This window comes from Streptomyces sp. NBC_01463 (assembly GCA_036227345.1).
Lineage (GTDB): Bacteria > Actinomycetota > Actinomycetes > Streptomycetales > Streptomycetaceae > Streptomyces.
This window is the reverse complement of the sequence record CP109468.1, coordinates 800,370-822,039: the sequence shown is the minus strand read 5'-3', so window position 1 is coordinate 822,039 and position 21,670 is coordinate 800,370. Positions and strand designations below refer to the sequence as shown.

At 68.4% G+C, this 21,670-nt stretch carries 19 protein-coding genes and 1 pseudogene; 8 read left to right on the top strand and 12 right to left on the bottom strand.

From position 1 onward, the window contains the following. Nucleotides 1-478 precede the first annotated feature (478 nt). Nucleotides 479-760, bottom strand: coding sequence for a transposase (locus tag OG521_03570; protein ID WUW19909.1), 282 nt, complete (start codon nucleotides 758-760; stop codon nucleotides 479-481). A 252-nt stretch (nucleotides 761-1,012) separates the two neighbouring features. On the opposite strand from OG521_03570, the gene OG521_03565 reads away from it, so the two are divergent. Continuing rightward, nucleotides 1,013-3,418, top strand: coding sequence for a hypothetical protein (locus OG521_03565; GenBank protein WUW19908.1), 2,406 nt, complete (start codon nucleotides 1,013-1,015; stop codon nucleotides 3,416-3,418). Between the two features lie 338 nt (nucleotides 3,419-3,756). Here OG521_03565 and OG521_03560 read toward each other — a convergent pair whose 3' ends face one another. The 5 genes from OG521_03560 to OG521_03540 form a co-directional block, all read right to left on the bottom strand. Then, the gene (locus OG521_03560; protein ID WUW19907.1) at nucleotides 3,757-4,623 is read right to left on the bottom strand and encodes a SigB/SigF/SigG family RNA polymerase sigma factor; all 867 of its coding nucleotides are present in this window, start codon (nucleotides 4,621-4,623) and stop codon (nucleotides 3,757-3,759) included. A 210-nt stretch (nucleotides 4,624-4,833) separates the two neighbouring features. Continuing rightward, nucleotides 4,834-5,274, bottom strand: a complete 441-nt coding sequence (locus OG521_03555) for an ATP-binding protein (GenBank protein ID WUW19906.1) — start codon at nucleotides 5,272-5,274, stop codon at nucleotides 4,834-4,836. Nucleotides 5,275-5,353: 79 nt separating this feature from the next. After that, nucleotides 5,354-5,725, bottom strand: coding sequence for an STAS domain-containing protein (locus OG521_03550; GenBank protein WUW26563.1), 372 nt, complete (start codon nucleotides 5,723-5,725; stop codon nucleotides 5,354-5,356). 337 nt (nucleotides 5,726-6,062) lie between these two features. Then, the gene (locus OG521_03545; GenBank protein ID WUW19905.1) at nucleotides 6,063-7,169 is read right to left on the bottom strand and encodes a hypothetical protein; all 1,107 of its coding nucleotides are present in this window, start codon (nucleotides 7,167-7,169) and stop codon (nucleotides 6,063-6,065) included. A gap of 579 nt (nucleotides 7,170-7,748) precedes the next feature. Further along, nucleotides 7,749-8,699 (bottom strand): NADP-dependent oxidoreductase, encoded by a 951-nt coding sequence (locus tag OG521_03540; protein WUW26562.1) that lies wholly within the window; start codon nucleotides 8,697-8,699, stop codon nucleotides 7,749-7,751. Nucleotides 8,700-8,805: 106 nt separating this feature from the next. Between OG521_03540 and OG521_03535 the strand changes: the two genes are divergently transcribed. After that, nucleotides 8,806-9,750, top strand: a complete 945-nt coding sequence (locus OG521_03535) for a helix-turn-helix domain-containing protein (GenBank protein WUW19904.1) — start codon at nucleotides 8,806-8,808, stop codon at nucleotides 9,748-9,750. 622 nt (nucleotides 9,751-10,372) lie between these two features. On the opposite strand, the gene OG521_03530 is transcribed toward OG521_03535, so the two are convergent. Together OG521_03530 and OG521_03525 are read right to left on the bottom strand one after the other, a co-directional pair. Then, a complete protein-coding gene (locus tag OG521_03530; protein WUW19903.1) occupies nucleotides 10,373-10,609 on the bottom strand; it encodes a transposase family protein in 237 nt (78 codons plus the stop codon). 248 nt (nucleotides 10,610-10,857) lie between these two features. Beyond that, nucleotides 10,858-11,361 carry a TetR/AcrR family transcriptional regulator gene (locus OG521_03525; GenBank protein WUW19902.1) on the bottom strand — a complete coding sequence of 168 codons (504 nt, stop codon included), beginning with the start codon at nucleotides 11,359-11,361 and terminating at the stop codon, nucleotides 10,858-10,860. Nucleotides 11,362-11,443: 82 nt separating this feature from the next. On the opposite strand from OG521_03525, the gene OG521_03520 reads away from it, so the two are divergent. Further along, the gene (locus OG521_03520; protein WUW19901.1) at nucleotides 11,444-12,505 is read left to right on the top strand and encodes an FAD-dependent monooxygenase; all 1,062 of its coding nucleotides are present in this window, start codon (nucleotides 11,444-11,446) and stop codon (nucleotides 12,503-12,505) included. A 267-nt stretch (nucleotides 12,506-12,772) separates the two neighbouring features. On the opposite strand, the gene OG521_03515 is transcribed toward OG521_03520, so the two are convergent. Together OG521_03515 and OG521_03510 are read right to left on the bottom strand one after the other, a co-directional pair. Further along, nucleotides 12,773-14,287 carry an FAD-dependent monooxygenase gene (locus tag OG521_03515; GenBank protein ID WUW19900.1) on the bottom strand — a complete coding sequence of 505 codons (1,515 nt, stop codon included), beginning with the start codon at nucleotides 14,285-14,287 and terminating at the stop codon, nucleotides 12,773-12,775. Between the two features lie 61 nt (nucleotides 14,288-14,348). Beyond that, nucleotides 14,349-15,047, bottom strand: a complete 699-nt coding sequence (locus OG521_03510; GenBank protein ID WUW19899.1) for a TetR/AcrR family transcriptional regulator C-terminal domain-containing protein — start codon at nucleotides 15,045-15,047, stop codon at nucleotides 14,349-14,351. A 286-nt stretch (nucleotides 15,048-15,333) separates the two neighbouring features. Between OG521_03510 and OG521_03505 the strand changes: the two genes are divergently transcribed. Further along, nucleotides 15,334-15,765 (top strand): VOC family protein, encoded by a 432-nt coding sequence (locus OG521_03505; protein WUW19898.1) that lies wholly within the window; start codon nucleotides 15,334-15,336, stop codon nucleotides 15,763-15,765. Nucleotides 15,766-15,815: 50 nt separating this feature from the next. Here the strand turns inward: OG521_03505 and OG521_03500 are convergent. Next, nucleotides 15,816-16,035, bottom strand: a pseudogene (locus OG521_03500) (IS5/IS1182 family transposase). A gap of 506 nt (nucleotides 16,036-16,541) precedes the next feature. Beyond that, a complete protein-coding gene (locus OG521_03495; GenBank protein ID WUW19897.1) occupies nucleotides 16,542-17,030 on the bottom strand; it encodes a MarR family transcriptional regulator in 489 nt (162 codons plus the stop codon). 96 nt (nucleotides 17,031-17,126) lie between these two features. Between OG521_03495 and OG521_03490 the strand changes: the two genes are divergently transcribed. The 4 genes from OG521_03490 to OG521_03475 all read left to right on the top strand — a co-directional run bounded on the left by OG521_03490 (nucleotide 17,127) and on the right by OG521_03475 (nucleotide 21,664). Then, nucleotides 17,127-18,317 carry a serine/threonine-protein phosphatase gene (locus OG521_03490; GenBank protein ID WUW19896.1) on the top strand — a complete coding sequence of 397 codons (1,191 nt, stop codon included), beginning with the start codon at nucleotides 17,127-17,129 and terminating at the stop codon, nucleotides 18,315-18,317. A 280-nt stretch (nucleotides 18,318-18,597) separates the two neighbouring features. Beyond that, nucleotides 18,598-20,199, top strand: coding sequence for a SpoIIE family protein phosphatase (locus tag OG521_03485; GenBank protein ID WUW19895.1), 1,602 nt, complete (start codon nucleotides 18,598-18,600; stop codon nucleotides 20,197-20,199). Continuing rightward, nucleotides 20,196-21,299 carry a cobalamin-dependent protein gene (locus OG521_03480; protein WUW19894.1) on the top strand — a complete coding sequence of 368 codons (1,104 nt, stop codon included), beginning with the start codon at nucleotides 20,196-20,198 and terminating at the stop codon, nucleotides 21,297-21,299. Before OG521_03485 ends, OG521_03480 begins: the two co-directional genes overlap by 4 nt. Next, entirely contained in the window at nucleotides 21,296-21,664 is a 369-nt protein-coding gene (locus OG521_03475) for an STAS domain-containing protein (GenBank protein ID WUW19893.1), read from the top strand. Before OG521_03480 ends, OG521_03475 begins: the two co-directional genes overlap by 4 nt. Nucleotides 21,665-21,670 lie beyond the last annotated feature (6 nt).

The window sequence follows — 21,670 nt, the reverse complement described above, 5'->3', positions numbered from 1 at the left end:
TCGCCTCGAGCACCTGCACGCGCGGCCCGAGTCGCCGTGGCCACCCCCAGGACAACACCGCGAGCACACAACGGAACGGTGATAGGTGAGTGGACGCCTGGTCGACGGGCCTGAAGGTCCTCGTGGGTGACGCCGGATACTGCGCCGCATCGACCGCCGGTATGGGCGCTTCATCACGTCCCGCTCGGTGGAGGGCAGCCGCCGGCGTCTGCTCTCACTCGCCCCACGCAGCTGACGACCCTCGGTGCGACGGCAGTAGCATCGAGCGAGTTGCCCGCATGATTGAACCCGGCACCGTGGAAAGGGTGTTGCTGAACGAGTTTGATGGGCAACCCCGACCACGGCTTCAAGGGCGCACACATCACCACCGTCCCCAAGTGCGGCGGGACGAGCAGGCCGACCGCCTTGCCGAAATCCTTCGCGAGCGGACCAGCACCACCCGCGCCACACGCCGGTAACGGCACCCAGCCCCAAGGACTCACCACCCCCGCTCCCGCCACGTCGGCCGTCCCTCACTGAGGTAGACGGCCGCCCCCGGCCGGCGCGTGCGCCAGTACAGTCGGCGGCGCGTTCCCATCCACATTGGTCGGGTGAGGATCTGGTGCCAGGTGCCGTCCCGCTGCCACCGGCGGAACAGGTCGTAGATCCGTCCCCACGGCCCGTATTCGCCGGGCACGTCCCGCCGCGGCACACCGGTCCGGACCCGGAACCGTATGCCGTCGATCAGCTGCCTCCAAGGCCACGCCGGCGACTGCCCCACCCGCGCCCCTTCGGCAACAACGGCTCCAACACCGCCGACTGCTCGTCCGTCCTGGTCCTGCTGCCGAACCGAGGCGAAGTGCGCAGCGTCTGCGGACCCACCGTGCGTCGGTATCCGGAGGCAGGGCAGTGAGTGAGAGGTGAGCGGCCACAACTCTGGCGGGTCGTGCGGTGCAGCCGTCCGGGTTGGTGACACGGAGTGCGGTGCGTGTCCCACCCGTGATGTTCATCTGTTTTACATACTTTTCTTGACATGAGTCTGAGAGATTTACGCGCCACGACCGCCGGAGCCGGACGCACTTCCGCGCTGCGGTGGGCCGCGACCGGGCTGGGTGTCCTCGGGATCGTGGCCGCGGGCCTGGGCCTGCCGGGCCAGGCCGCATCCGCGCAGCCCGTGGGCGTACCTTTGGTCGACGAGACGTTCACCGGGGCCGACGCGCAGGCGGAGTTCGAAGCGTTCGGGCCCGCGTGCCTGACGGGTGCCCCACAGGCCCCGGCCGCCGGAACGGGGACACACCCCCTCACGGGGTGCCCGGCCGGTGCAACCGGGCCCGTCCCCCCGGACAACGGGGCACCGAACGGCTACCTGCGGCTGACCGACGCATCGAACGACCAGTCGGCCGCAGTCCTCTACAACCACGCCCTGCCGGCGAACGCGGGTCTGGTCACCACGTTCGACCAGTGGCAGTACGGAGGGGCCACCAACCCTCCCGCCGACGGCATCTCGTTCTTCCTGATCGACGGTGCGGCCTCTCTGACCTCACCGGGCGCCTTCGGCGGCAGCCTCGGGTACGCGCAGAAACTTCCCAACGATGACCCCGCTGAGATGTTCGTGCCAGGCGTCAACCGAGGCTACGTCGGCGTCGGTCTGGACGTACTCGGTAACTACTTCGGCGACTGGGAGCACCGCGGCAACGGCTGTGCCAACCGCTCCCCGGCCGGCACGTCCTTCCGGATTCCCGCACCGGGCACCAACATGGTGACGCTGCGCGGCCCGGGCGACGGGATCGAGGGTTACTGCTTCCTTGACGCCACTACCAGCAACCTTTCGACGACCGGCCCCTGGCCCTCCACCCTGCCCGGACAACTGCACGGGCCCACCACCTCGATCCCCGCCGGCTCCACCCCGGCGCAAGCCGAGGCGCTGCTCGAGCCCTCGCGTCGCACCGTGACGGTGGAGATCTCACCCTCGCCCGACCCAGTGATCACGGTCGCGATCGACTTCCACGACGGCAACGGCTCCCAGGAAGTGCTTTCGACCCCGGCTCCGCAGCCCGTGCCGGACACGTACAAGTTCGGCTTCGCCGCGTCGACCGGCCTGTTCACCGACGTCCACCTGATCCGGAACGTCACCGTCCATCCGGCTGCCGCGCTGCCCCGGCTCAACCTCGTCAAGCAGGTCTCCCAGGAGCCCCCGCTGCCCACCCCGCTGACACCGGGCATGAACGTGCCGTACGAGTACGTGGCGACCAATAGCGGCAACGTCCCGCTGACCGGTGTGACGGTGACCGACGACCGTGTCACCGGGATCACCTGCCCGAAGACGACGCTCGCTGTGGGCGAGACGACGACCTGCACCGGTACCTACACCGTCACGGACGCCGACGGGACGGCCGGATCGGTCACCAACACCGCCACCGCGCAGGGACAGGACGGCAGCACGCCCGTGGTGTCGCCACCGGACGACGTCACGTTGCCTGTCCGGGCCGGCCCGGGGCTGCGGATGGATAAGTCGGCCGACGATACCCAGGTGTACCGGGCCGGTGACGAGGTGACGTACACCTACACCGTCACCAACACCGGGCCCCAGGAACTGACCGGGATCGGTGTCACCGACGACCACGTCACCGGCGTGTCCTGCGGTGCAACGACGCTCGCCCCGGCCGGCGACCCCGGCGACAGCACCACCTGCACCGGCACCTACACGGTCACGGACCAGGATGCCGCCCAGGGATCCGTCACCAACGTCGCCACCGCGCAGGGCAGGGCCGGCGAGACTGCTGTCCAGTCGCCGCCCGACAATGTGACCCTGGTGGTCGGCTCCGAACTGAGCCTGCACCTGGATAAGTCCGCTGACGACAACCGGGTGTACCGGGCCGGTGACGAGGTGACGTACACATACACCGTCACCAACACCGGCGACACGCAGTTGACGGACCTCGCCGTCACCGACGATCTCGTCCCTGACGTCACCTGCCGGTCCACCACTCTCGCACCGGGAGCGACCACCACCTGCACCGGCACCTACACCGTCACCGAAGCGGACGCTGCCCGGGGCTCCGTGATCAACGTGGCCCTGGCGCGCGGGAAGGCCGACGGAACCGAAGTCGTCTCGCCGCCCGCCGACGTCACCCTCCGGGTCGAAGCCGAGCGCCCGTGCCACGGTAAGCACTGCCCCAAGCCGGAGCCGTGCCGTGGCAAGCACTGCCCCAAGCCGACTCCCACGCCCACCCCATCACCGACGCATACGCCGAACCCGGTGCCCAGCTCACACCCGAGCCACGCCGGCCACCACGGTGGTGGTCACCTGGCCGACACAGGTTCAGGGACCACGCTGCTTGCGAGCGGTGCGGGCCTGGCGGCCGCGGGCCTTCTGCTGAAGGCGGCGTTCGTCATGTACTCCCGTCGCAGCCGTACCCGCAGAGGAAGCGGCTCATGACGCCACCGGTTCAAGCGTAGGAACGCACACCGGGCCGGGACCGCCATAGCGGTCCCGGCCCTTTGCGATCAGGCGGTGCCGTTGCAGCCTTGCCCGCGATGGCGATCCGTTTCATCACGCGGCGCTGCCGTAGTAGTCGCTGATCGCATAGTGCTGCACGGCCCTGGCGCTGGATCTCTGCCGCCAGGCTGACCGCCGTGGTGCGATGATGTATGGCGACACTGCGGAGCAGACTGACCTCAGTCTCCCGCCGTCATGTCCGGCGCGACCGCCGTTCCAGGACTTCTTGGCCGGCCCCCCGGCTCGCCGAGAGGGTGACACTTTCCTCGTGGGACAACTCAGTCGGTGAGCATGCCGGTACGGAGTTTCGCGAGGGTCTTGTTGAGAAGGCGGGAGACGTGCATCTGGGAGATGCCGAGCTCCTCCCCGATGCTGGACTGGGTCATCTCCTGACCGAAGCGCATACGGAGCAGAGTGCGTTCACGGTCGTCCAACTGCTCGCGCAGCAGAGGTGCCAGGGTGTTGAGGTTCTCGAACAGTTCGATGTCCGGGTCGCGGCCACCGATCAGGTCCGCGTAGTTGCGGCTGTTCTGGTCCAGCCCCTCGTCCGCGCTGTCCATCGGCATGTCCAGGGAACCCGCGGTGTAGCCGTTGGAAGCGATCATGCCCTCGATGACGTCGTCCTCGCTGATCTCCATGTACTGGGCGAGTTCGGCGACACCGGCGTCCCGGCCGAGTTCGGTCGCCAGGTGCTCGCGCGCCTTGGCCAGGTTGACCCGCAGTTCCTGGAGGCGGCGCGGCACGTGCACGGCCCAGCTGGTGTCGCGGAAGAACCTCTTTATCTCGCCCACGATGTAGGGGATCGCGAAGGAGGTGAACTCGACCTCGCGGGTCAGCTCGAATCGGTCGATGGCCTTGATCAGACCGATCGTGCCGACCTGGATGACGTCCTCCATGTCGCCGCCGCCGCGGTTTTTGTAGCGGCTCGCGGCGAACTGCACCAACGACAGATTCATCTCGATCAGGCTGTTGCGCACGTACTGGTACTCGTGCGTGCCCTCTTCGAGGTTCTGCAGCCGGTCGAAGAAGACCCGGCCAACGGCCCGCGCGTCCTTCGGCGCCACCTGGGAGGGATCCCCCACGGCGGGCAGGTCCAAGGCCGCGACGATGTCGACACCTGCTGAAGTGGAAGTCTTGACGGCCACGGGGGTCCTCCTAGCAGAGATACAGGCATTCGCGCGTGTCCCCCTTCGGACAGAGCCCAAACCCCTTATTAGGGAGCGATTCTTCTGCCGCCGTGTGGGGTGAACTCAGGCCCGATCGATGCCCCGCCACCTACGTCCTGCCCGGAGTCAAGAGCGAGGTCAAGAGCGGCGTCAGGGCACCGGTCCGTCCGGTTGGGGCGGGCACGGGGTTCATGTAAGGGAGATCAGGGCGACGATGCTCTTGCCGCCGGGGTGGACGGTGACGGACACCTGCTTGGCTAGCCGACGCACCAGGGCCCAGCCGTAGCCCCCGATGCGGCCGACACAGGAAGTCTCGGCATCGGTATCGACGGGGACGGGCAGGTCAGGGCTGGCATCCGCGACCGAGAGGCGGAGTCCCTCGTCAGTGAGTTCGGCTGCGAATCCGGTGAGTCCGCCGCCGTGCCGGACGGCGTTGGTCACCAGTTCCGACGTGACGAGCAGCGCGTCGGCCACGACCACGTCGGCTGCCAATCCTTCGTTGACGAGCCCGCAGAACTGTGACGTCAGGAGCCGCATGACGGCGTCACGCGCCTCGGCCGCATTCGCCGGAACAGGAGTAGTAACGGACTCATCCAGCCCACCGGCCGGACTCGTACCGCGCTCCGCCATCTCTCGTTCCCCGTGCATAAGGTTCATCGCATGCCCGGCCAAACCCCGCTCACACGCCGCTGCGACCAAAGAGTGCAGCTCATTCAGTGATCGCCTCGTCGACATCGTCCGCGAAGCGGAAGGCGTCAAAGGTGCCGGTGACCTCGAACAGGCGGCGCACCTTCGCGCTCAGCGGACCGGCCACCACCAGACTCACCCCCGCCTTGTCGTGCTTGCGCTGGCCGTGCAACAGGGCGTGCAGACCGGCCGAGTCGGCGAAGTCCACGCCGGACAGATCCACCACGGTCCGCCGCCCTCCACCCCCGGCCACCTCCGTCAGTGCCTCAACCAACTCGGCGGAGCCCGCCCAGCCGTCCAGACTGCCCCGGACCCGAACCAGCACGACACCGTCGCCGACGGGCTCCAGGACCGGACCCCCTTCTTCGGACGCACCCGATGAGGGCTCTCGCATATTTGCCACACAGCAATTCTTACAGAGCCGAACAATCGTTCCGCAACTCACCCAAGAAAACGGAGATTCAGCCGTCGTGTTCCGGAACGGTATGACGGATCGCCGGGGCAGTGGTCCGCCACACCGCAACCGCTGGCACCCGTCACCGCGTCGTCTTGCGTGGACCGAGTGCCACCGACGCGCGGTGTCTGTCGGTACTCTCGACCCCGGCGAGTCACTTGGGGCGCCGTTACTCATGTACTGGACTGACCGGTGAGTTGGGGACGGGCTCGGTCGTGGTGTCGGGAGTGTCTGGCTGGGCTAAAGCACAGCGTAGTGAGCGAGTGCGGGGGCATCCTCAGGAGTCGCGGTCGCGCCTCGCCCCACCGGGTCCCGGCGTGCTGCCAAGCGTTGTGGCAGTGGATGATGCTCTTCGGATCGGTGACCTTCGTCGTGCCGTCGGTTGGGTTCGAATCCAGTACGAGCGGGCAGCGACAGCCAGCGCGACGCCGTACACGGCGAACGCCCCCAAGCCGATCCAGGCGACCAGCAGGGCATCGCTCGGGGAGTGGAAGTCGCCTCGTGGCATCGTCACCACGCCGGTCGTGGCCAGGGCCGCGTAGCCGACCCCGAGCACCCCGTACGGAGCCAAGCTGGCGGCGCCGATCAAGGCCGGGGTCAGGGGGAGCCAGCGCTGAACGCGCCGACCACTGAGCCACCGCGTCCAGCGTGGGAAGACCTGGCCCCACGGGCGGACCAGGCCCCACAGCAGGAAGGTGCCGAGCACGGCCAGCAGCACGGTGCCGTCCAGGCCCCAGGACTCCAGGGTGAGCCAGATTCCCGACGCACCGTTGCGCTTGGAGGCCGCACGCATTTCCGCGCCGGTCATCCCGGCGAAGGTGCCGCCGGAAGCCCAGATCAGCTTCATCGCCGCGTAGGGGAGAAATGCCACCGTCCCGGCGCAGGCAGCGAGTTGGACCGGCCGGGAGGCGGCAGAAGGGGGACGCACAACAGCTGCTCCGGACGGGCGGCGGACGGATCGGGCAGTGGCCGCGAGCAGCCCAACCCCAACCGCCGCCAGCGCGTGGTTCGCAGCGGCCATCCCACTGTCCACCCCCTGGCCGAACGCCAGTGTGATGAAGTCCATCAGCAGGCCGAACGCGGCGAGCCCGGCCAGCAGGCAGACCGCCCACAGCACCACCCGTAACGCCGGCCGCAGCCCCAAGCGCCTCACCACGCAACAGGTCACCGCAGCAAGCGACCCCACTGCCACGACCGCCCAGCCCAGCGCTGAGGGCCCCGGCGCGTCGCCCAAGTAGAGCAGGGCCTTCCCGCTCAGCACGCATGTCAGGCCGAAGCCGGCGTACACCGCTGCCCAGAGCGTGGTGGCCGGGCCTGCCCAGCACGGCCACCGCTGCAGCCACGTGCGCCAACGCGCCTTCGTCGTCCCTGTCGCACCGATCACGCATTGACCCTCGCATCGCCTGCGGCGCCGCGACATCAACAGACAGAACGACCTCCCACCCCCTGCCGACGGAGGGCCTCTACGACCTAGGCATGACATCACCGGCGTGGTGTCACAACTGGCCATACGTGAGGGACTCGGACCGGCCGCCCTCAGCGTGACTGACGGGCGGTTCGCCGTCTCGCGTGCGGGACCACGACAGTGCCGTCCTTTCGCATCGACATCCATGAGCCAGATGATCATCAACTGACTCCGCAACCGGTCGACAGATGCTGGCCCCAGAGGGGAACAAAGCCAGTCCGGCTCACCTCTGCTCGTGCGGAGAGCACGGAGGAGTCGGCATGAGGGACGGGTGCGAGCCCGAAGATCCCATCCCCCGAGGCCGACGAGGACGCCGATGGGAAGCACCTGCTCAACCCTCCCGCGGAATTCCTGGCCCACCACTGTGCGGTCGGCGAAAACCTGGAGGGGGCCGGGCTCCAGTGCCCGCCAGGACAGTTCGGGGATACCGAGGAACCCGACACCGGGCGGCACCTTGATGGCCCGGACGAGTCCCAACTGTGCAGCGAGCAAAGCGGGTCACAGTGTGTCGTGGCCCTCGAGGACCAGGACGATTTTGCCTTTGGTGCGGTTTGTCTCGCCCAGGGTGTGTGCCTTGGGGGCCTCGGAAAGCGGGAAGGTTGCCTCGATGTGGGCGCGGAGCCGGCCGGTCCGGGCGAGGTCGGCGATTGCCTTCATGCCCGCGTGGTCGGCTTCGACCAAGAGGGTTTTGACTCGGACGCCGAGCAGGGCGGCTGCTCCTGCTTCTTCCTTCGGTGCGGCCGCGGGCAGGAGTGAGACGAGGATGCCGCCGCGGCGCAGGACGTTGAGCGAGCGGGCGCGGGTCTCCCCGGCGAGCGGGTCCAGCACGACGTCGACGTCGCTGACGGTCTCGGTGAAGTCCACGCTGCGGTAGTCGATCGTTTCGTCCGCGCCGAGTTCGCGCAGGAAGTCGTGCTTGGCGGCGCTGGCGGTGCCGATCACGTACGCTCCGCGGGCTTTGGCGATCTGTACGGCGAGGTGGCCCACCCCGCCGGCGGCCGCATGGACGAGGACACGCTGTCCGGGCTGGACGTCGGCGGTGTCGACGAGCGCTTGGTAGGCGGTGAGCGCTGCGAGAGGGAGGGCTCCGGCCTGCACGTGGTCGATGCCGGCGGGCTTGCGCACGAACGCGCGGGCGGGACCTGTCACGTATTCGGCATGCGAGCCGACCCCGTGGGGGTAGGGGAGCATGCCGAATACCTCGTCGCCCGGTTCGAAGAGGGTCACGCCGAAGCCGACCGCCTCCACAACGCCGGAGACGTCCCATCCGAGGATCAGCGGGAGCCTGTTGACGAACAGACCGCCCGCCCGGTGCTTCCAGTCCGTGGGGTTGAGGCCGGCCGCACGGACGGAGACGAGGATCTCGCTCGGCCCGGGGGTCGGGCGGGGAACGCGGGCTTCCCCGAGGACCTCGGGACCGCCGTGTTTGTCCTGGCTGATGGCGCGCATGGAGGGCGCCGCTGCATCGCTGATCTTCGGGCTCATGCACTCCAGTCTTCAGGAGGCGGCCCGCCTTGGCCATGGCAGGGTTGCCATCTTCCGATAGGATTCTGCCATGCGTTCCCATCGTGTCGTCGTTCTGGCCCTGGACGGGGTCTATCCGTTCGAGTTGGGCATTCCGAGCCGCGTCTTCGGTGCGGCGCACGGCCGCTACGAGGTTCTGACCTGCACGGTCGACGGACGGCCGGTGCGGAGCAACGCCGACTTCTCGGTCGCCGTGGACAACGGGCCGCAGGTCCTCTCCACGGCGGACACCGTGGTGATTCCACCGGTCGACCCCTCCCTCATTACGAAGGAACTCCCCGAGGCCGTTTCCGCCGCCCTGGCGTGCGTGCGGCCGGGTGCCCGCATCGTGTCCATCTGCACCGGTGCGTTCGTCCTGGCTGCCGCAGGGCTTCTGGGCGGCCGCCCGGCCACCACTCACTGGCGCCTCGCAGCCGTCTTCCGCGAATGGTTCCCCGAAGTGGCGCTGGATCCGGACGTCCTGTACGTCGACGACGGCGACATCCTGACCTCCGCGGGAGCGGCCTCGGGCGTGGACGTGTGCCTGCACCTCGTACGCAAGGACCACGGAAGCAAGGTGGCCAACGAGGTGGCACGCCTCTGCGTGGTGCCGCCGTGGCGGGACGGCGGGCAGGCCCAGTACATCGATCATCCGGTGCCCGAGGCGTCCGCGAACGGGACGTCCGCCACCCGGCAGTGGTCCCTCGAACACCTCCGCGAGCCTTTGACTGTGGCCGAACTGGCCGCGCATGCCGGAATGAGCGAGCGCACCTTCGCCCGCCGTTTCCACGACGAGGTCGGCATGAGCCCCGGCCGGTGGCTGATCCAGCAACGGGTCGACCGGGCCCGGCACCTGCTCGAATCCAGTGACCTTTCGGTGGACGAGATCGCCGGTCAGGCGGGTTTCGGTACGGCGACATCGCTGCGACAGCACCTTCATGCGTCCGTCGGGGTCGCCCCCCTTGTCTACCGCCGCACCTTCCAAGGGAGCCGATAGGCCGGCCGCCGCGGGGTCAGTTCGACGTCATGGAAGAGGCCTTGCTCCGGCTGGAAGTTCTGTTGCTCCCGTAGGTTGCCGACGGGACGGTTCTGGCGGTGGACGTATGTGACGAGGCGGTACGCGTAGAGGTCCGGATCTAGGGCCTCTCGTTCGGATCATGCCGGGCTCGCGGGCCCCGGCACGCGCATCTGCCGCGTTGTCGTCAGTCGCCAATGCTCCGCAGTGACTCCCTCCTCCGCCTTGCAGCTGCACGCACCGGACCCCGCTCCCTGATCCAGCCTGATCCAAACGAAAGACCCTAGCCGCTTGGACCAAGTCATCGGGCGTGTGTGACGATCGGGCCGAGGGCGGCCGAGCGTGACCGCAAGGACAGTGAGTTCGCGCGGGATGGCCCGTAGGGCAAGGAGGGGTTCCGGGAATGTTCGCCGGCGGAACTGTCGCTGCCGTTCTCGCGATCCTGTGATCCAGCAGGTCACGGCCCGTCAAGACGCAAAGGTGCGTGCCGATCTGGAATCCCGGCCGTTCACGCAGAGCTCGTCCCTCTGACTGCCCTGCGCCACGGGCTGGGACGGGGCCGGCCGGGGGAGTGAGGCGATCACCAGGGGGCTGTCCGCATCGATCATGACTTGCACGTTCGCTGAGGACAGTCACTGGAGGGTGCGGCGACCGTGCGGTCGTGGACCTGTACCCGGGTTCCGTCAAGGATCCGCAACCGTTCGACATCCGCGACGGGCTGCGAAGACAGCTCGGTCGCGAGGAGTGGCTGCGGGCACTGAATGGCCCGGCGGGCGGTGGCCGGGGCAATTCCGAAGTGCGGGGCGAGCTGCCGCAAGCTGAGGTCGGTGCGGTAGTGCATGGCTACCAGAAGGGCCCGGTCTGCCAGCGGTGGGCACTGCGGGCGACCGCCACCGGGGCCGTTCCTCCCGCTCTCGTACGGCCTTCACCAGCTTCTCGAACCGGTCCATCCGTCGGCCGGGGAAATTCCACTCCCAATGGTTCAGTCGCAACACTCCACCCATACAAGAGGAATGCCCCATCTCGGGTGTCCTGCAACAGCCTTTGGGTGAGGCTTGCGGTGTTTGCCGGCGGTGTGCGGCGTGTGGCTCACGCGTCACCGAGTGGGGGCGGGGTGAGGTCGCGGAGGCCGGCGATGACTTGTGCGCCGGTGGGGGCATGGTCGGGGTCGACCAGCCACTGAAGCATGAGGCCGCCGAGGAGTGCGAGGGGGACTGATCCGCCGAGGCCGTCGCGTGCCCGTCGTTGGCCCTCTGCGAGGTGCTCGCGCACTGTCGGGGAGCGTTCGGCCTGGACGACGGCTTCCAATTGGGCGACCCAGAGTGCCCGGTGGGTGGTGAAGCTGTCGATCAGGGCCTGCCAGCGTTCCTGCGGGTCGGGCGTGCCCGGGTTGGTGGCCAGGGTTGCGTCGAGTTCGTCGACCGCCTCCACCAGGGCTTGCGTGAGCAGTGCTTCGCGTGAGCCGAAGTGGTAGCCGATGGCCGCGTGGCTTACGCCGGCGGCGGCGGCGATGTCACGGACTGTGGTTCGTGCCCAGCCGCGCTCGATCAGGCACTGTTTGGCGCCATCGAGCAGGTCCTGTTTGTTTCCCATCGCCCAAGCGTAGCACCGCCTTGACCAAATGGATTAGACGAACGACTAGACCATTTGGTCAATACGGCGTACGGTCCCAGTCATGACAAAGAAGACGGTCCTCATCTCAGGTGCCGGTGTGGCGGGTGCCGCCCTCGGACACTTCCTCCACGCTGACGGCTACCAGGTCACCGTCGTCGAACGCGCTTCCGGCCTTCGCAGAAGCGGCTACGCCGTCGACTTCCGCGGCGGCGCCTTCGACGTCCTGGACGAACTCGGTGTGCTGGACGAGGTCCGCAGCCTCGACACCGCGATGCGCGGCACCACACTCGTCGACGCGGACGGAGTGGAGATCGGCCGGCTCCCTGCCGAGATGTTCGCCGGGGAACTGGAGGTGCCCAAGCCGGAGTTGACGAGGATCCTGCACCGTCTGACCGAGTCGGAGCTCACTTACGTCTTCGGCGACTCCGTCACCTCGCTCACCCAGTACGACGACGGTGTCGCGGTCGCGTTCGAACACGGCGAGCCCCGGTCCTTCGACTTGGTGGTCGGCGCGGACGGGCTCTTCTCCAAGGTGCGCCAACTGGCCTTTGGCCCGCATGATCAGGCCTTGCGCCACCTGGGCATGTCGGGCGTCGGGTTCACGGCCGACAACATTCTCGGACTCGATCACAGGGGGGTGCTGCAAAGTGGCGACAGCACCGCGGTCTACGCCGTCAGCGCCGCCGATCCCGGCCGGATGTCGGTCAGCCTGTCGTTCGCAACCGACGCACCTGTCCTGGACCGCCGGTCGCGGAGCGAACAGGAGCACGCGCTGCGGGAGGCGTTCGGCGGTGCCGGCTGGGTCGTACCCGAACTACTGAAGGCGATGACAGCCGCCGACGACTTCTACTTCTCCTCCTCCGCCCAGGTCCACCTGGGCGCCTGGTCGACGGGCCGGATCGTCCTCGTGGGTGACGCCGGATACTGCGCCGCACCGACCGCCGGGATGGGCACCTCACAAGCCCTGATCGGGGCCCGTACCCTGGCCCGTCACCTGGCCGCGACCGAAGGCGACTACGCCGCCGCGTTCGCTGCCTACGAGGCCGAGCTCCGCGGATATGTGACGGAGAATCAGATCATAGGGCAGGAAGGTGCTGCCGCCTTCGGTGGCAGCAGCCAGTAACCCCACAACCTGGACCGTGCACACCCCGAACACCAGCAGGGGGAACGGCTGATCACTGAGCTGTGGTAGATCAGTTCAGTGATGGGCCTGCAGGTGACGGCGGTGTGCAGTCGGCCGGCGTCGGCACGGCTCGGAATGGCCACGGCGAAGCAGGAGTCCGCCCGATTCCGTTGGCGTGCGCCGATCGAGTGGTAGTCGATCCGGTTCGCGGCTTCTATCGCCCACGGTCGGTATCCACCGAACCTTCTGCCGATACGGGGGCGGTGCTCAGTTCGCCGGTGCAGCAAACCACTGGGCGGCGGCCTGCTCGAAGGTGTCACGGTCGTCCCCGGCCCATGCGACGACTCCATCCGGCCGGACGAGTACGGCCGTCAGGCCGAGGCGGTTGCGCGCCGGACCGGCGGCATAGTGGAGGCGGCCCCGCCACGCCTGGGCCGCCTCCTTGAGTTCGTGGTCGGCGGTGAAGTCGAGCAGAACGCCCTGGCCCTGGTGCAGCAGATCACCGAGGCGGGTGCCGTCCTCGAAGCAGAAGTCCGGGGCGCTGCGGCCGGCGAGCGGGTGCCCGCTGCCCAGGTCGTAGTGGTGGAACAAGCCCGAGGTGCGGCGGTACACCAGGGTCGTACCGTCCGGGGTGCGCATGAGGTCGTGGACCAGGGCACGCAGGGCGGGGGCGGCGGGGCCCGGCTTCATGGTCGCCACCTGCGCGCGTGACCAGTCGAGAATGCCGGCGCCGACGGGGTGGCGCTCGTGGGTGTAGGTGTCGAGCAGCCAGTCGGGAGCGATGCCGCGGATGGTGGCGGCGAGCTTCCAGCCGAGGTTCATCGCGTCGCCGATGCCCAGGTTCAGGCCCTGGCCGCCCAGCGGCGAGTGGATGTGCGCGGCGTCGCCGGCGAGCAGCACGCGGCCTATTCGGTAGGCCGTCGTCTGCATGGCGCGGTCGGTGAAGCTGGAGGCCAGGTGGACCTCGTCCAGTATGACGTTCGTGCCGGAGATGCGGCGCAGCACGGACTGCAGATGGTCGCGGGTCAGCGGCTTGGAGCGGTCGAAGGTGCCGCCGTCGAAGTCCATCATGCCCAGGTGGCCTTCCAGCGGCGTACGCAGATACATGCCGTTGTCGGTGAGGTTGAACCCGAGCGGCAGCTGGTCAGGGTCGGCGAAGGTCACCTGGGCGACGTAACCGGTGAACAGCGGCTCGGTCCCGACGAAGTCGAAGCCGGCCAGGCGCCGCACCGTGCTGCGCCCACCGTCGCATCCCACCAGCCAGCGCGCGGGATAGTGCTGTCCGCCCGCCGTGACGGCCAACTCGTCGTCGTCCTGGCTCACCGCGGTGACTGCGGCGCCCCGGACGATCTCCACGCCGAGTGAGAGAGCCTGCTCGGCCAGCACCTCGGTGACCGCTTCCAGGCTCGTCATGAAGCCTTCCATGGCCGGACTGGGCAGGCGGTAGGCGAGGGCCGCGGTCTCGACGTCGGCCGCACTGAGGGGCATGCCGGCGAAGTGGCTCAACTCGCGGGGATCGGGAACGTCGACTACATCGGAGCTCGCGCCGACCCGTTCCACCGGGACGCCGGAAGCCTTCGCCATCGCGTCCAGCAGCCCGCGTCGGTAGAACGTCTCGACCGATCCGGCATTGAGTCCGCGCAGTCCGAGCGGAAGCGCCTTCAGCGACGGACGGGCGTCCGGGTCCTGTTCGAGGACCAGAACGGAGCAGCCGGCCAAGGCCAGCTCCCCTGCCACGAACAGGCCGACCGGGCCGGCGCCCGCAACGATGACGTCATGCATGGAAAAGCTCCTTACCGGTAAAAAGTGGTGAAGAGGAGATCGGCGGGCGCCGTGCGGCCGGTCAGCGCAGCCGGGTCAGGCCATCGAGGACGACGGCGATACCGGTGAGGAACTGCTCGCGGTCGTCGTGTTCTCGTATCTGGCCGGCGACGGCGTTCAGGAACGGGTAGTGAGCGGCCGGGAGTTCCTGCCAGGCCGACGACGTCGCGCCGAAGAAGTCCGCGCGGTCCACGTCGGCGTCGAGGTCCGACGTGTCGCCCTCGATGTGCGCGTTCTGGCTGATCGCGCCGAGGATGTAGTGCACGAGCGTGGAGGCCGCGACGAACCAACGATCCTCTGGCACGCCGAGCGCGCTCACCTGACCGCCGATCCGCTCGAAGATCCCCAAGGTGACCGGGCCCGTCGGGTTGCGCACGATCTGCAGTGTCAGCCGCGTGGCGAGCCACTCGTGCGCGGCGATCGCGTCGAACAGAGCCAGCGCCACACCGCGAATCTCCTCCTGCGGGGAAGTGCCCGTCCCGGCGGGCGTGGCGGTCAGAGCGGCCATGACGAGCGATTCCATCGCCGCGTCCAGCAACTCGTCCCGTTTGCCCACGTGATAGGCGATCGCCCCGGAGCCGGTGGACAGCCGCTCGCTGAGAGCCCGGACGGTCAGCGCGCGCTCCCCGCCCGCATCGAGCAGCGCGATCGCGGCCTCGATGATCTGCTCCCTGGTGAGCACCTGATTACGCCGCTCGGTGCGGCGTGCTCGCGTTGTCATGTCTCCATGCTGCCACATTTGGTGCGGCGTACCAAGTTGGAGCGACGTACCAAATGACGTAGTGCCGCGCATTGGCGCGTTGCACCAAATCGAGGACGGTGCGTCTATCACCCCTGCTGACGAGGGGGCATCATCAGATGCGGCCCCGCACCATCGCCTGCCAGGGGTCGGGTCCTTTGGGCGAGAGGCCGTGGGCGTCCTTAGCGGGCGGCAGAGGCCGTCCACCTGGCAACGTGTGGATTCACCCGCCCGGGGAGATGACCAGGACCCCTGTTATCGTGCGCCGATGTCCACGATCAAGCAGCTCCAAGTGACCTTCGACTGCGCGGAACCTGCGCGCCTCGCCGCTTTCTGGTGCGAGGTGCTGGGATACGTCGTACCGACAGTCCCGGACGGATTTGCCACGTGGGAGGAGTACCACCACTCGCTGCCGCCTGAGGACGAGGTCTACTTCGCGTGCGCTGATCCCTCAGGTGTGGGCCCGCGCGTGCTTTTCCAGCGGGTTCCCGAAGGCAAGGTCGTCAAGAACCGGGTGCATCTTGATGTGCGGGTCGGCACAGGGCTCGTGGGTGACGAGCGCCTGGCCACACTCGAGACTGAATGCGCACGGCTGATGGCGCTCGGCGCAAAACACGTGCTGACGCAGCGCGCCGATGGCGTCAACGAGTCCTGCATCACGATGCAGGACATCGAGGGCAATGAGTTCTGCCTTGCCTGATTCTCCTCCGGGATTGCGAGGGGGAGCTTGAGCTCCCTCCCGGGGGGCGTGAGAGCGAGGTTACGCAGTCGGGCGATGCCGAGCATGGCGTGTCGGACGCCGTCGCCCTTGAGGCGGCAGTCGCTGAGGATCTTCCAGGTCTTTACGCGGGCGAAGACGTGCTCGACGTGGGCCCGGAGCCCGGGCCTCTTCATGCGAGCGATTGTGCTCGCGCTTCCAGCCCGCCAGCTCTTCGCCCGGCGTGCGGCGGTGAGGCATGAGAGGGCCGGTGCTGAGCTGCCGGGGAACGAGTCGGGGCCCGTACACCGTGGCGGGCCCTGCCCGTGCGTGCGGTGGGGGATCAGCGGCCCTGGACGTACTGGGCGTGGAAGTAGCCCTGCTCGGCCTCGACGTGTGCGGGAATGTGCCATGCCGGGTGGGGGAGCGCCCATCGGAGCGGGGTCGTAGGTGCCGGCTGAGATAACCGCCGGACGCTCGCGGTGAGAACCCGTCGAGGAGCCATCGAACCTGCCTTTGCGTCGTCGGCTCGCAGGATGCCCGACAACGGGGCCTGCCGACCCGCCGTCAGGGACGGCACGTCCTGCAGACGCAGCTGCTGTACCTGCCGCCGTTGAGGCCGTGGTTTCCGTCAGCGGTCGGACGCCGGTCGTTCGCCGGATGCGGTGACAGACCGTGGTGGACGGCCGGACCGCGCCGCCCCCTGCGTACACGCGGCTCATCAAGGCTGCGGAGCGGCGCGTCCGCTGGTGGCTGAGGTGACGGGTGGCGCGTGTGGCTCAGGCCGATGCTCGGTGGCCGATGTCCTGTCCGGATGTGCTGACCGCGTCGCACAGGGCGATGAGTCCGGTGGCGAGGGCGTTCTGGGCCTCGGGAGTCATGCGGCTCATGGCCTGGTGGAGGACTTCCTCGCGGCGGTTCCTGATGGCGTGCAGGTGCGCGATGCCGACGTCGGTGAGTTCCAGTTGCATCTCACGGCGGTCCTCGGGGCGCGGGGTTCGGCGCACGAAGCCGGCAGCTTGTAGACGGTCGCAGAGGCGAGTGATCGACGGAGCGGCGGCGGAGAGACGGCGGCCCAGCGTGCTCAGGTTGACGCCGGGCTCCCGCTCGATGATGTACATCACACGAGTCTGGGCGGGGGAGAGCGGCGCGGTGCTGAGCGTGTCGCGGCGATGCTCCCAGGCGATTTCGAGCAGCTCGAGCACCTGGCCGATTTCGGGCACGGCAGGGGAAGTGTGCTGGTGGAGGGAGGTGAGGGCCTCGCGCATGTGACACTCCCGTTTGGACCTTGGTGCCCGTTCCGGCCGGTCGATGTTGGCAGTCGCTTTGATGAAGATATGCGAAAGAAAGTAGGTCCGGTACCGGTGGACAGACCCAGTGCGGTCGAGCGCTCTCTGCGCGAGGCCGCGCCCCACGAGATTTTTGACGTCGTCCGTTCCCTGATCGAGCGCCGGCATGGTGCCCGGTCGGTGGACCTGCTGTTGGTCGACTACGCGATGACGCGGCTGCAGCCCGTCGGGGTCCTGCCGCACACCCGGCCTCCGGTGCCGGTGCACGACAGCGCTCCGGGTCGTGCGTTCGGCGCCCAGGAACCTCACTGTGTGCACGACCACCAGGCGTCCACGGTGACCGTGTACCTGCCGGTCAGCGTCCGAGGCGACCGCCTGGGCGTCCTGAGCGTCACAGTGCGGGCGGCCGAGGACGGCGAGCTGTCTGCGGCCGTACTGCAGGACCTGCAGGAGTGCGCCGACGCTCTGGCGCACGAGGTGGTCGTCGCCGAACGCGACACCGACGTCTTCCTGCAGGCGCGGCGCGCGGAACGGCTGACCCTGGCCGCCGAGATGCAGTGGCAGTTGTTGCCGGGGCGTTCCTGTGCCCGGCCGGAGTACAGCCTGGGTGCCCAGTTGGAGCCCGCCTATGCCATCTTCGGTGACAGCTTCGACTGGTCCGCCTCTGCCGATGACCTGTACGTGACCGTCAGCAACGGCATGGGCGAGGGGATCGACGCCGCGCTGCTGACGAACCTCGCCATCAACGCGCTGCGCAATGCCCGCCGCGCCGGCCTGAGTCTGAGCGACCAGGCGTATCTGGCCGATCAGGCGGTGTACGGGCAGCACAGGGGAAGCCAGTACCTGTCGACTCTGCTGTTCCGCTTCCACCTCCCGACCGGGGACGTGGAGATCATCGACGCCGGTTCACCACGGGTGTGGCGGGTGCGCAGGGGAGTGGTCGAACCGATCGAGCTGGAGGCGCAGATGCCCTTGGGCATGTTCGAGGACACCGCGTACGTTCCGCAGCAGTTCCGGGTCGAGCCCGGAGACCGGCTGCTCTTCATCAGTGACGGCGTCTACGACGCCCTGTCGCCGGGCGGTGAGAAGTACAGCCTCCGCGCACTGGCCGCGTCGATCAACAACACCCGTCTGCTGCCCGCCCCGCAGGTGCCCAGAGTGATGCTCCAGGAGCTGCTGGGGCACCGCGGTTCCGGCCCGGCGGCGGACGACTCCCTGGTGATGTGCCTGGACTGGCACGGCCGTTCCGCGAGCCATGGCCGCTGACGCTCCAGGTGCTCGAAATGTGGTCCTTGCGTGAAGACCTTGCGGCCTTCGTCGTGAAATGCCCGCTCAGCACACGTCTGCAGCAAACGGCGCGCGGGGGTGGGTTGCTATCGCGGACGCCCACACGCAATGCTTGCCGCACGTTAACTATTCTCTGTCAGCGGGAAGGTGGTGCGGTTCGCCCCGGGCGGGCCTCTTCATGGCTACTACCGAGGGAGTCTCCGTTACGCGAACCGAGCAGCGTTCCGCGCCCGACCTATGGGCCCTGGCCCCCTACCCCATGATCATGGCTGACGAGAGGGGCACCGTCCTGGAGGCGAACCCCGCCGCCGCACTTCTTCTGGAGGGTGCGGTGCCTGGGGCGAGCATGCGGGACACGGTCCCCGACTGGCTGGCACAGGCCCACCTGGAAACGGTCGTGCAGGGCCGGTCGCCCGCCCGGAGGCATCAGAAGGCCGGTGGGCTGCCTTCGGTATCGGGGCGGATCTCGTCGCAGAGTTTCGAGGCGCATCCGACCTGGAGCCAGAGCGGGGACGTGGTGTGGTGGCTGGTCGACGACACCGACCGGCGACTTGCCGAAGAGGCACTCGTCACCGAGCGCGAACGCACGACTTTCCTCGCGGAGGCGTCCAATGTCCTGCTCTCCTCCTTGAACACCGAGAAGTGCATGGCGGCCACCGCGGAGCTGGCCGCTCAGCATCTCGCAGATGTCGCGGTCGTCGTCACCCCGCCGTCCGGCAGCCGAATGCTCCTCGCACGCGCCATCGCGGGACAAACCGCCACCCGGGCCGCGGTGAGCGCTACCCCCTCGCAACTGCCCGGTCTCAGCGAGGCACTGCAGGGATTCCCGCCCGTGCCCTCCCGCTGGATCGACCCTGCGACCCTGCCCGACTGGATCGTCCCGCAGGACTTCAGGGGGTCCATCGGATCCGTCGTCGTGACCCCTCTCCCCGGCCATGGTGTGCCCGCCGGAGCCCTGATCCTGCTGCGCAGTTCGGACCGTGCGCAGTTCAGTGAGAACGAGGAGATCTTCGCCCGGCTGTTCGCGGCACGATCCGGGGCCGCACTGTCCGCGGCCCGTCTCTACGGCGAGCAGAGCGCCATAACCCAGACCCTGATGCGAGATCTGCTGCCTCCCCGGCTGGAGCGGCTCAACGGGGTGGAGATCGCCGGAGGCTACCGGCCCGCCGAGGCCGGCGAACGTATCGGCGGCGACTTCTACGACGTGCACCCCGGCAGCACCGCGGCGGAGTCCGCACTGGTGGTCCTCGGCGATGTCTGCGGGAAGGGCCTGGAGGCGGCAGTCCTGACCGGCAAGATCCGCAACACCCTGCAAGCCCTGATGCCGATGGCCGACGACCACGGGCGGATGCTGAACCTGCTCAACGGCGCTCTCCTGAGCTCCCACCACACCCGCTTCGCGACGCTCGTGATGGCCTCGGTGCAGCGTGCCGAGCACCAGGTGCGGCTCCGTCTCACCTCCGCCGGTCACCCTCCGCCCCTGGTCGTCAGAGTGGACGGCAGCGTCGAGGAGATCCCCACACAGGGCACCCTGATCGGTGTACTGCCGACGATCGACATCAGCTCGGTCGAAGCCGTACTGCAGCCGGGCGAGACATGCCTGCTCTACACCGATGGCTTCACCGAGGCCCGCGGCGGACCGCTCGGCGACGAACTGTTCGGCGAGCAACGCCTGAAGCGTGCCATGGCGGAGTGCGTCGGCATGCCCGGGGAAGCTGTCGTCGAGCACATCCAGATGCTCGCCGCGCAATGGCTCCGCAACGGCAGCCACGACGACATGGCCGTCATCGCGATCAGCGCACCTCCCACGAACCACCTGAGCGCGGTGAACGGCCACACCCGGGGCAGGTACACGGCATGAGTTCAACCGATGACGCCGGCTCCGGCAGCGAAAGCATCCAGGCAGTGCGCGGCCGGCTCTGGACAGCGGTCACCAGCCGCGACGAACACCGCGCCGCGGACATCCTCATCGCCGCCCTGGAGAACGGCATGGGCGCCGAGACGATCCTGCTCGACCTCATCGCGCCGGTGCAGTCGAAGGTCGGGAGCGAATGGGCGGCCAACCGCCTGAGCGTTGCCCAGGAACACGCCGCCAGCGCCATCACCGAACGCGTCATAGCCGCCCTCGCCCACCATCCCTCCACCCGTACCCCACCGACGCTCGGACGGATCACCGTCGCCTGCGTGGACCAGGAATGGCACGTCCTGCCCGCCCGCCTTCTGGCGGAAGTCCTCACCCTGCGAGGCTGGCAGGTCGACTTCCTGGGCGCCCAGGTCCCCACTCCCCACCTCATCGCACACCTGCACAACAACGGTGCCGACGCGATTGCCCTGTCCAGTTCGATCCCCACCCGGCTGCCCACCGCCCACGCCGCGATCACCGCCTGCCAGGCCATCGGAGTGCCCGTCCTCGCCGGCGGAGCGGCCTTCGGGACAGACGGCCGTCACGCCCGCCTCCTGGGCGCCAATGCCTGGGCGCCCGACGCCCGTACCGCCGCCCAGCTGCTCGCGGACGGCCTTCCCCGGCACAGTCCCGCCGCGGGGCGGCAGCAGATCGACGATCTGCCCCACCTCGCCGACCAGGAGTACACACTGGTCGCCCGCTCCCAGCCGCAGCTCGTCAAGGAAGTGCTCGCACAGCTGGAAGACCGCTTCCCGGCGATGGCCGCCTACAGCACTCAGCAGCGCGAGCGCACCGCCGAAGACATCGCGCACATCGTCGAATTCCTCGGGGTGGCTCTCTACACCGATGACGACGACCTGTTCACCGACTTCATCATCTGGACCGCCGGCATCCTCACCGCCCGCCACGTGCCAGCGGACTCCCTGCACCCTGCCCTGGACATCCTGGCGGGCCGGCTCAACGACTTTCCCCGATCCACCCGGCTGCTCAACCGGGCGCGCTTCGCCCTGGACGACGCACCCCTGGCAGCCGGCACACACCCCGGAGTCCCCGCATGATCCCCCCGCCCCATACCCCCTTCACCATCACCGTTGAAGCCGGCCCGGGCACAACGCATCTTCATCTCACCGGCGACCTCGACTACGACACCAGCGACGAACTCACCCAGCAGGCCGACCGATGCCTCAACGCCCACCCCGGCATCGAGGAACTGCGCCTGGACTGCGCAGCACTCCGGTTCTGCGACTCCATGGGCATCTCGGCCCTGCTGATGATCCACCGCAAAGCCGCCGAGCGAAGTGTGCGGCTGTACCTGGACCATCCGCCCCCGTTCCTGGAACGCATCCTGAACACCACGGGAATCCAGCGGCTCTTTTCACCCGCACCTCGCAGCAACGAGACCAGCGACGGCCCCCGGCGATAACGACGC

Excerpts from the sequence above, each read along its gene's own strand:
- OG521_03520 (WUW19901.1), top strand. The coding sequence starts at position 11,444 with ATGACAAAGAAGACGGTCCTCATCTCAGGTGCCGGTGTGGCGGGTGCC.
- OG521_03535 (WUW19904.1), top strand. The coding sequence starts at position 8,806 with ATGCGTTCCCATCGTGTCGTCGTTCTGGCCCTGGACGGGGTCTATCCG.
- OG521_03475 (WUW19893.1), top strand. The coding sequence starts at position 21,296 with ATGATCCCCCCGCCCCATACCCCCTTCACCATCACCGTTGAAGCCGGC.
- OG521_03480 (WUW19894.1), top strand. The coding sequence starts at position 20,196 with ATGAGTTCAACCGATGACGCCGGCTCCGGCAGCGAAAGCATCCAGGCA.
- OG521_03485 (WUW19895.1), top strand. The coding sequence starts at position 18,598 with ATGATCATGGCTGACGAGAGGGGCACCGTCCTGGAGGCGAACCCCGCC.
- OG521_03550 (WUW26563.1), bottom strand. The coding sequence starts at position 5,725 with ATGCGAGAGCCCTCATCGGGTGCGTCCGAAGAAGGGGGTCCGGTCCTG.
- OG521_03565 (WUW19908.1), top strand. The coding sequence starts at position 1,013 with ATGAGTCTGAGAGATTTACGCGCCACGACCGCCGGAGCCGGACGCACT.
- OG521_03505 (WUW19898.1), top strand. The coding sequence starts at position 15,334 with ATGTCCACGATCAAGCAGCTCCAAGTGACCTTCGACTGCGCGGAACCT.
- OG521_03540 (WUW26562.1), bottom strand. The coding sequence starts at position 8,699 with ATGCGCGCCATCAGCCAGGACAAACACGGCGGTCCCGAGGTCCTCGGG.
- OG521_03510 (WUW19899.1), bottom strand. The coding sequence starts at position 15,047 with ATGACAACGCGAGCACGCCGCACCGAGCGGCGTAATCAGGTGCTCACC.
- OG521_03525 (WUW19902.1), bottom strand. The coding sequence starts at position 11,361 with ATGGGAAACAAACAGGACCTGCTCGATGGCGCCAAACAGTGCCTGATC.
- OG521_03555 (WUW19906.1), bottom strand. The coding sequence starts at position 5,274 with ATGGCGGAGCGCGGTACGAGTCCGGCCGGTGGGCTGGATGAGTCCGTT.
- OG521_03495 (WUW19897.1), bottom strand. The coding sequence starts at position 17,030 with ATGCGCGAGGCCCTCACCTCCCTCCACCAGCACACTTCCCCTGCCGTG.
- OG521_03515 (WUW19900.1), bottom strand. The coding sequence starts at position 14,287 with ATGCATGACGTCATCGTTGCGGGCGCCGGCCCGGTCGGCCTGTTCGTG.
- OG521_03530 (WUW19903.1), bottom strand. The coding sequence starts at position 10,609 with ATGCACTACCGCACCGACCTCAGCTTGCGGCAGCTCGCCCCGCACTTC.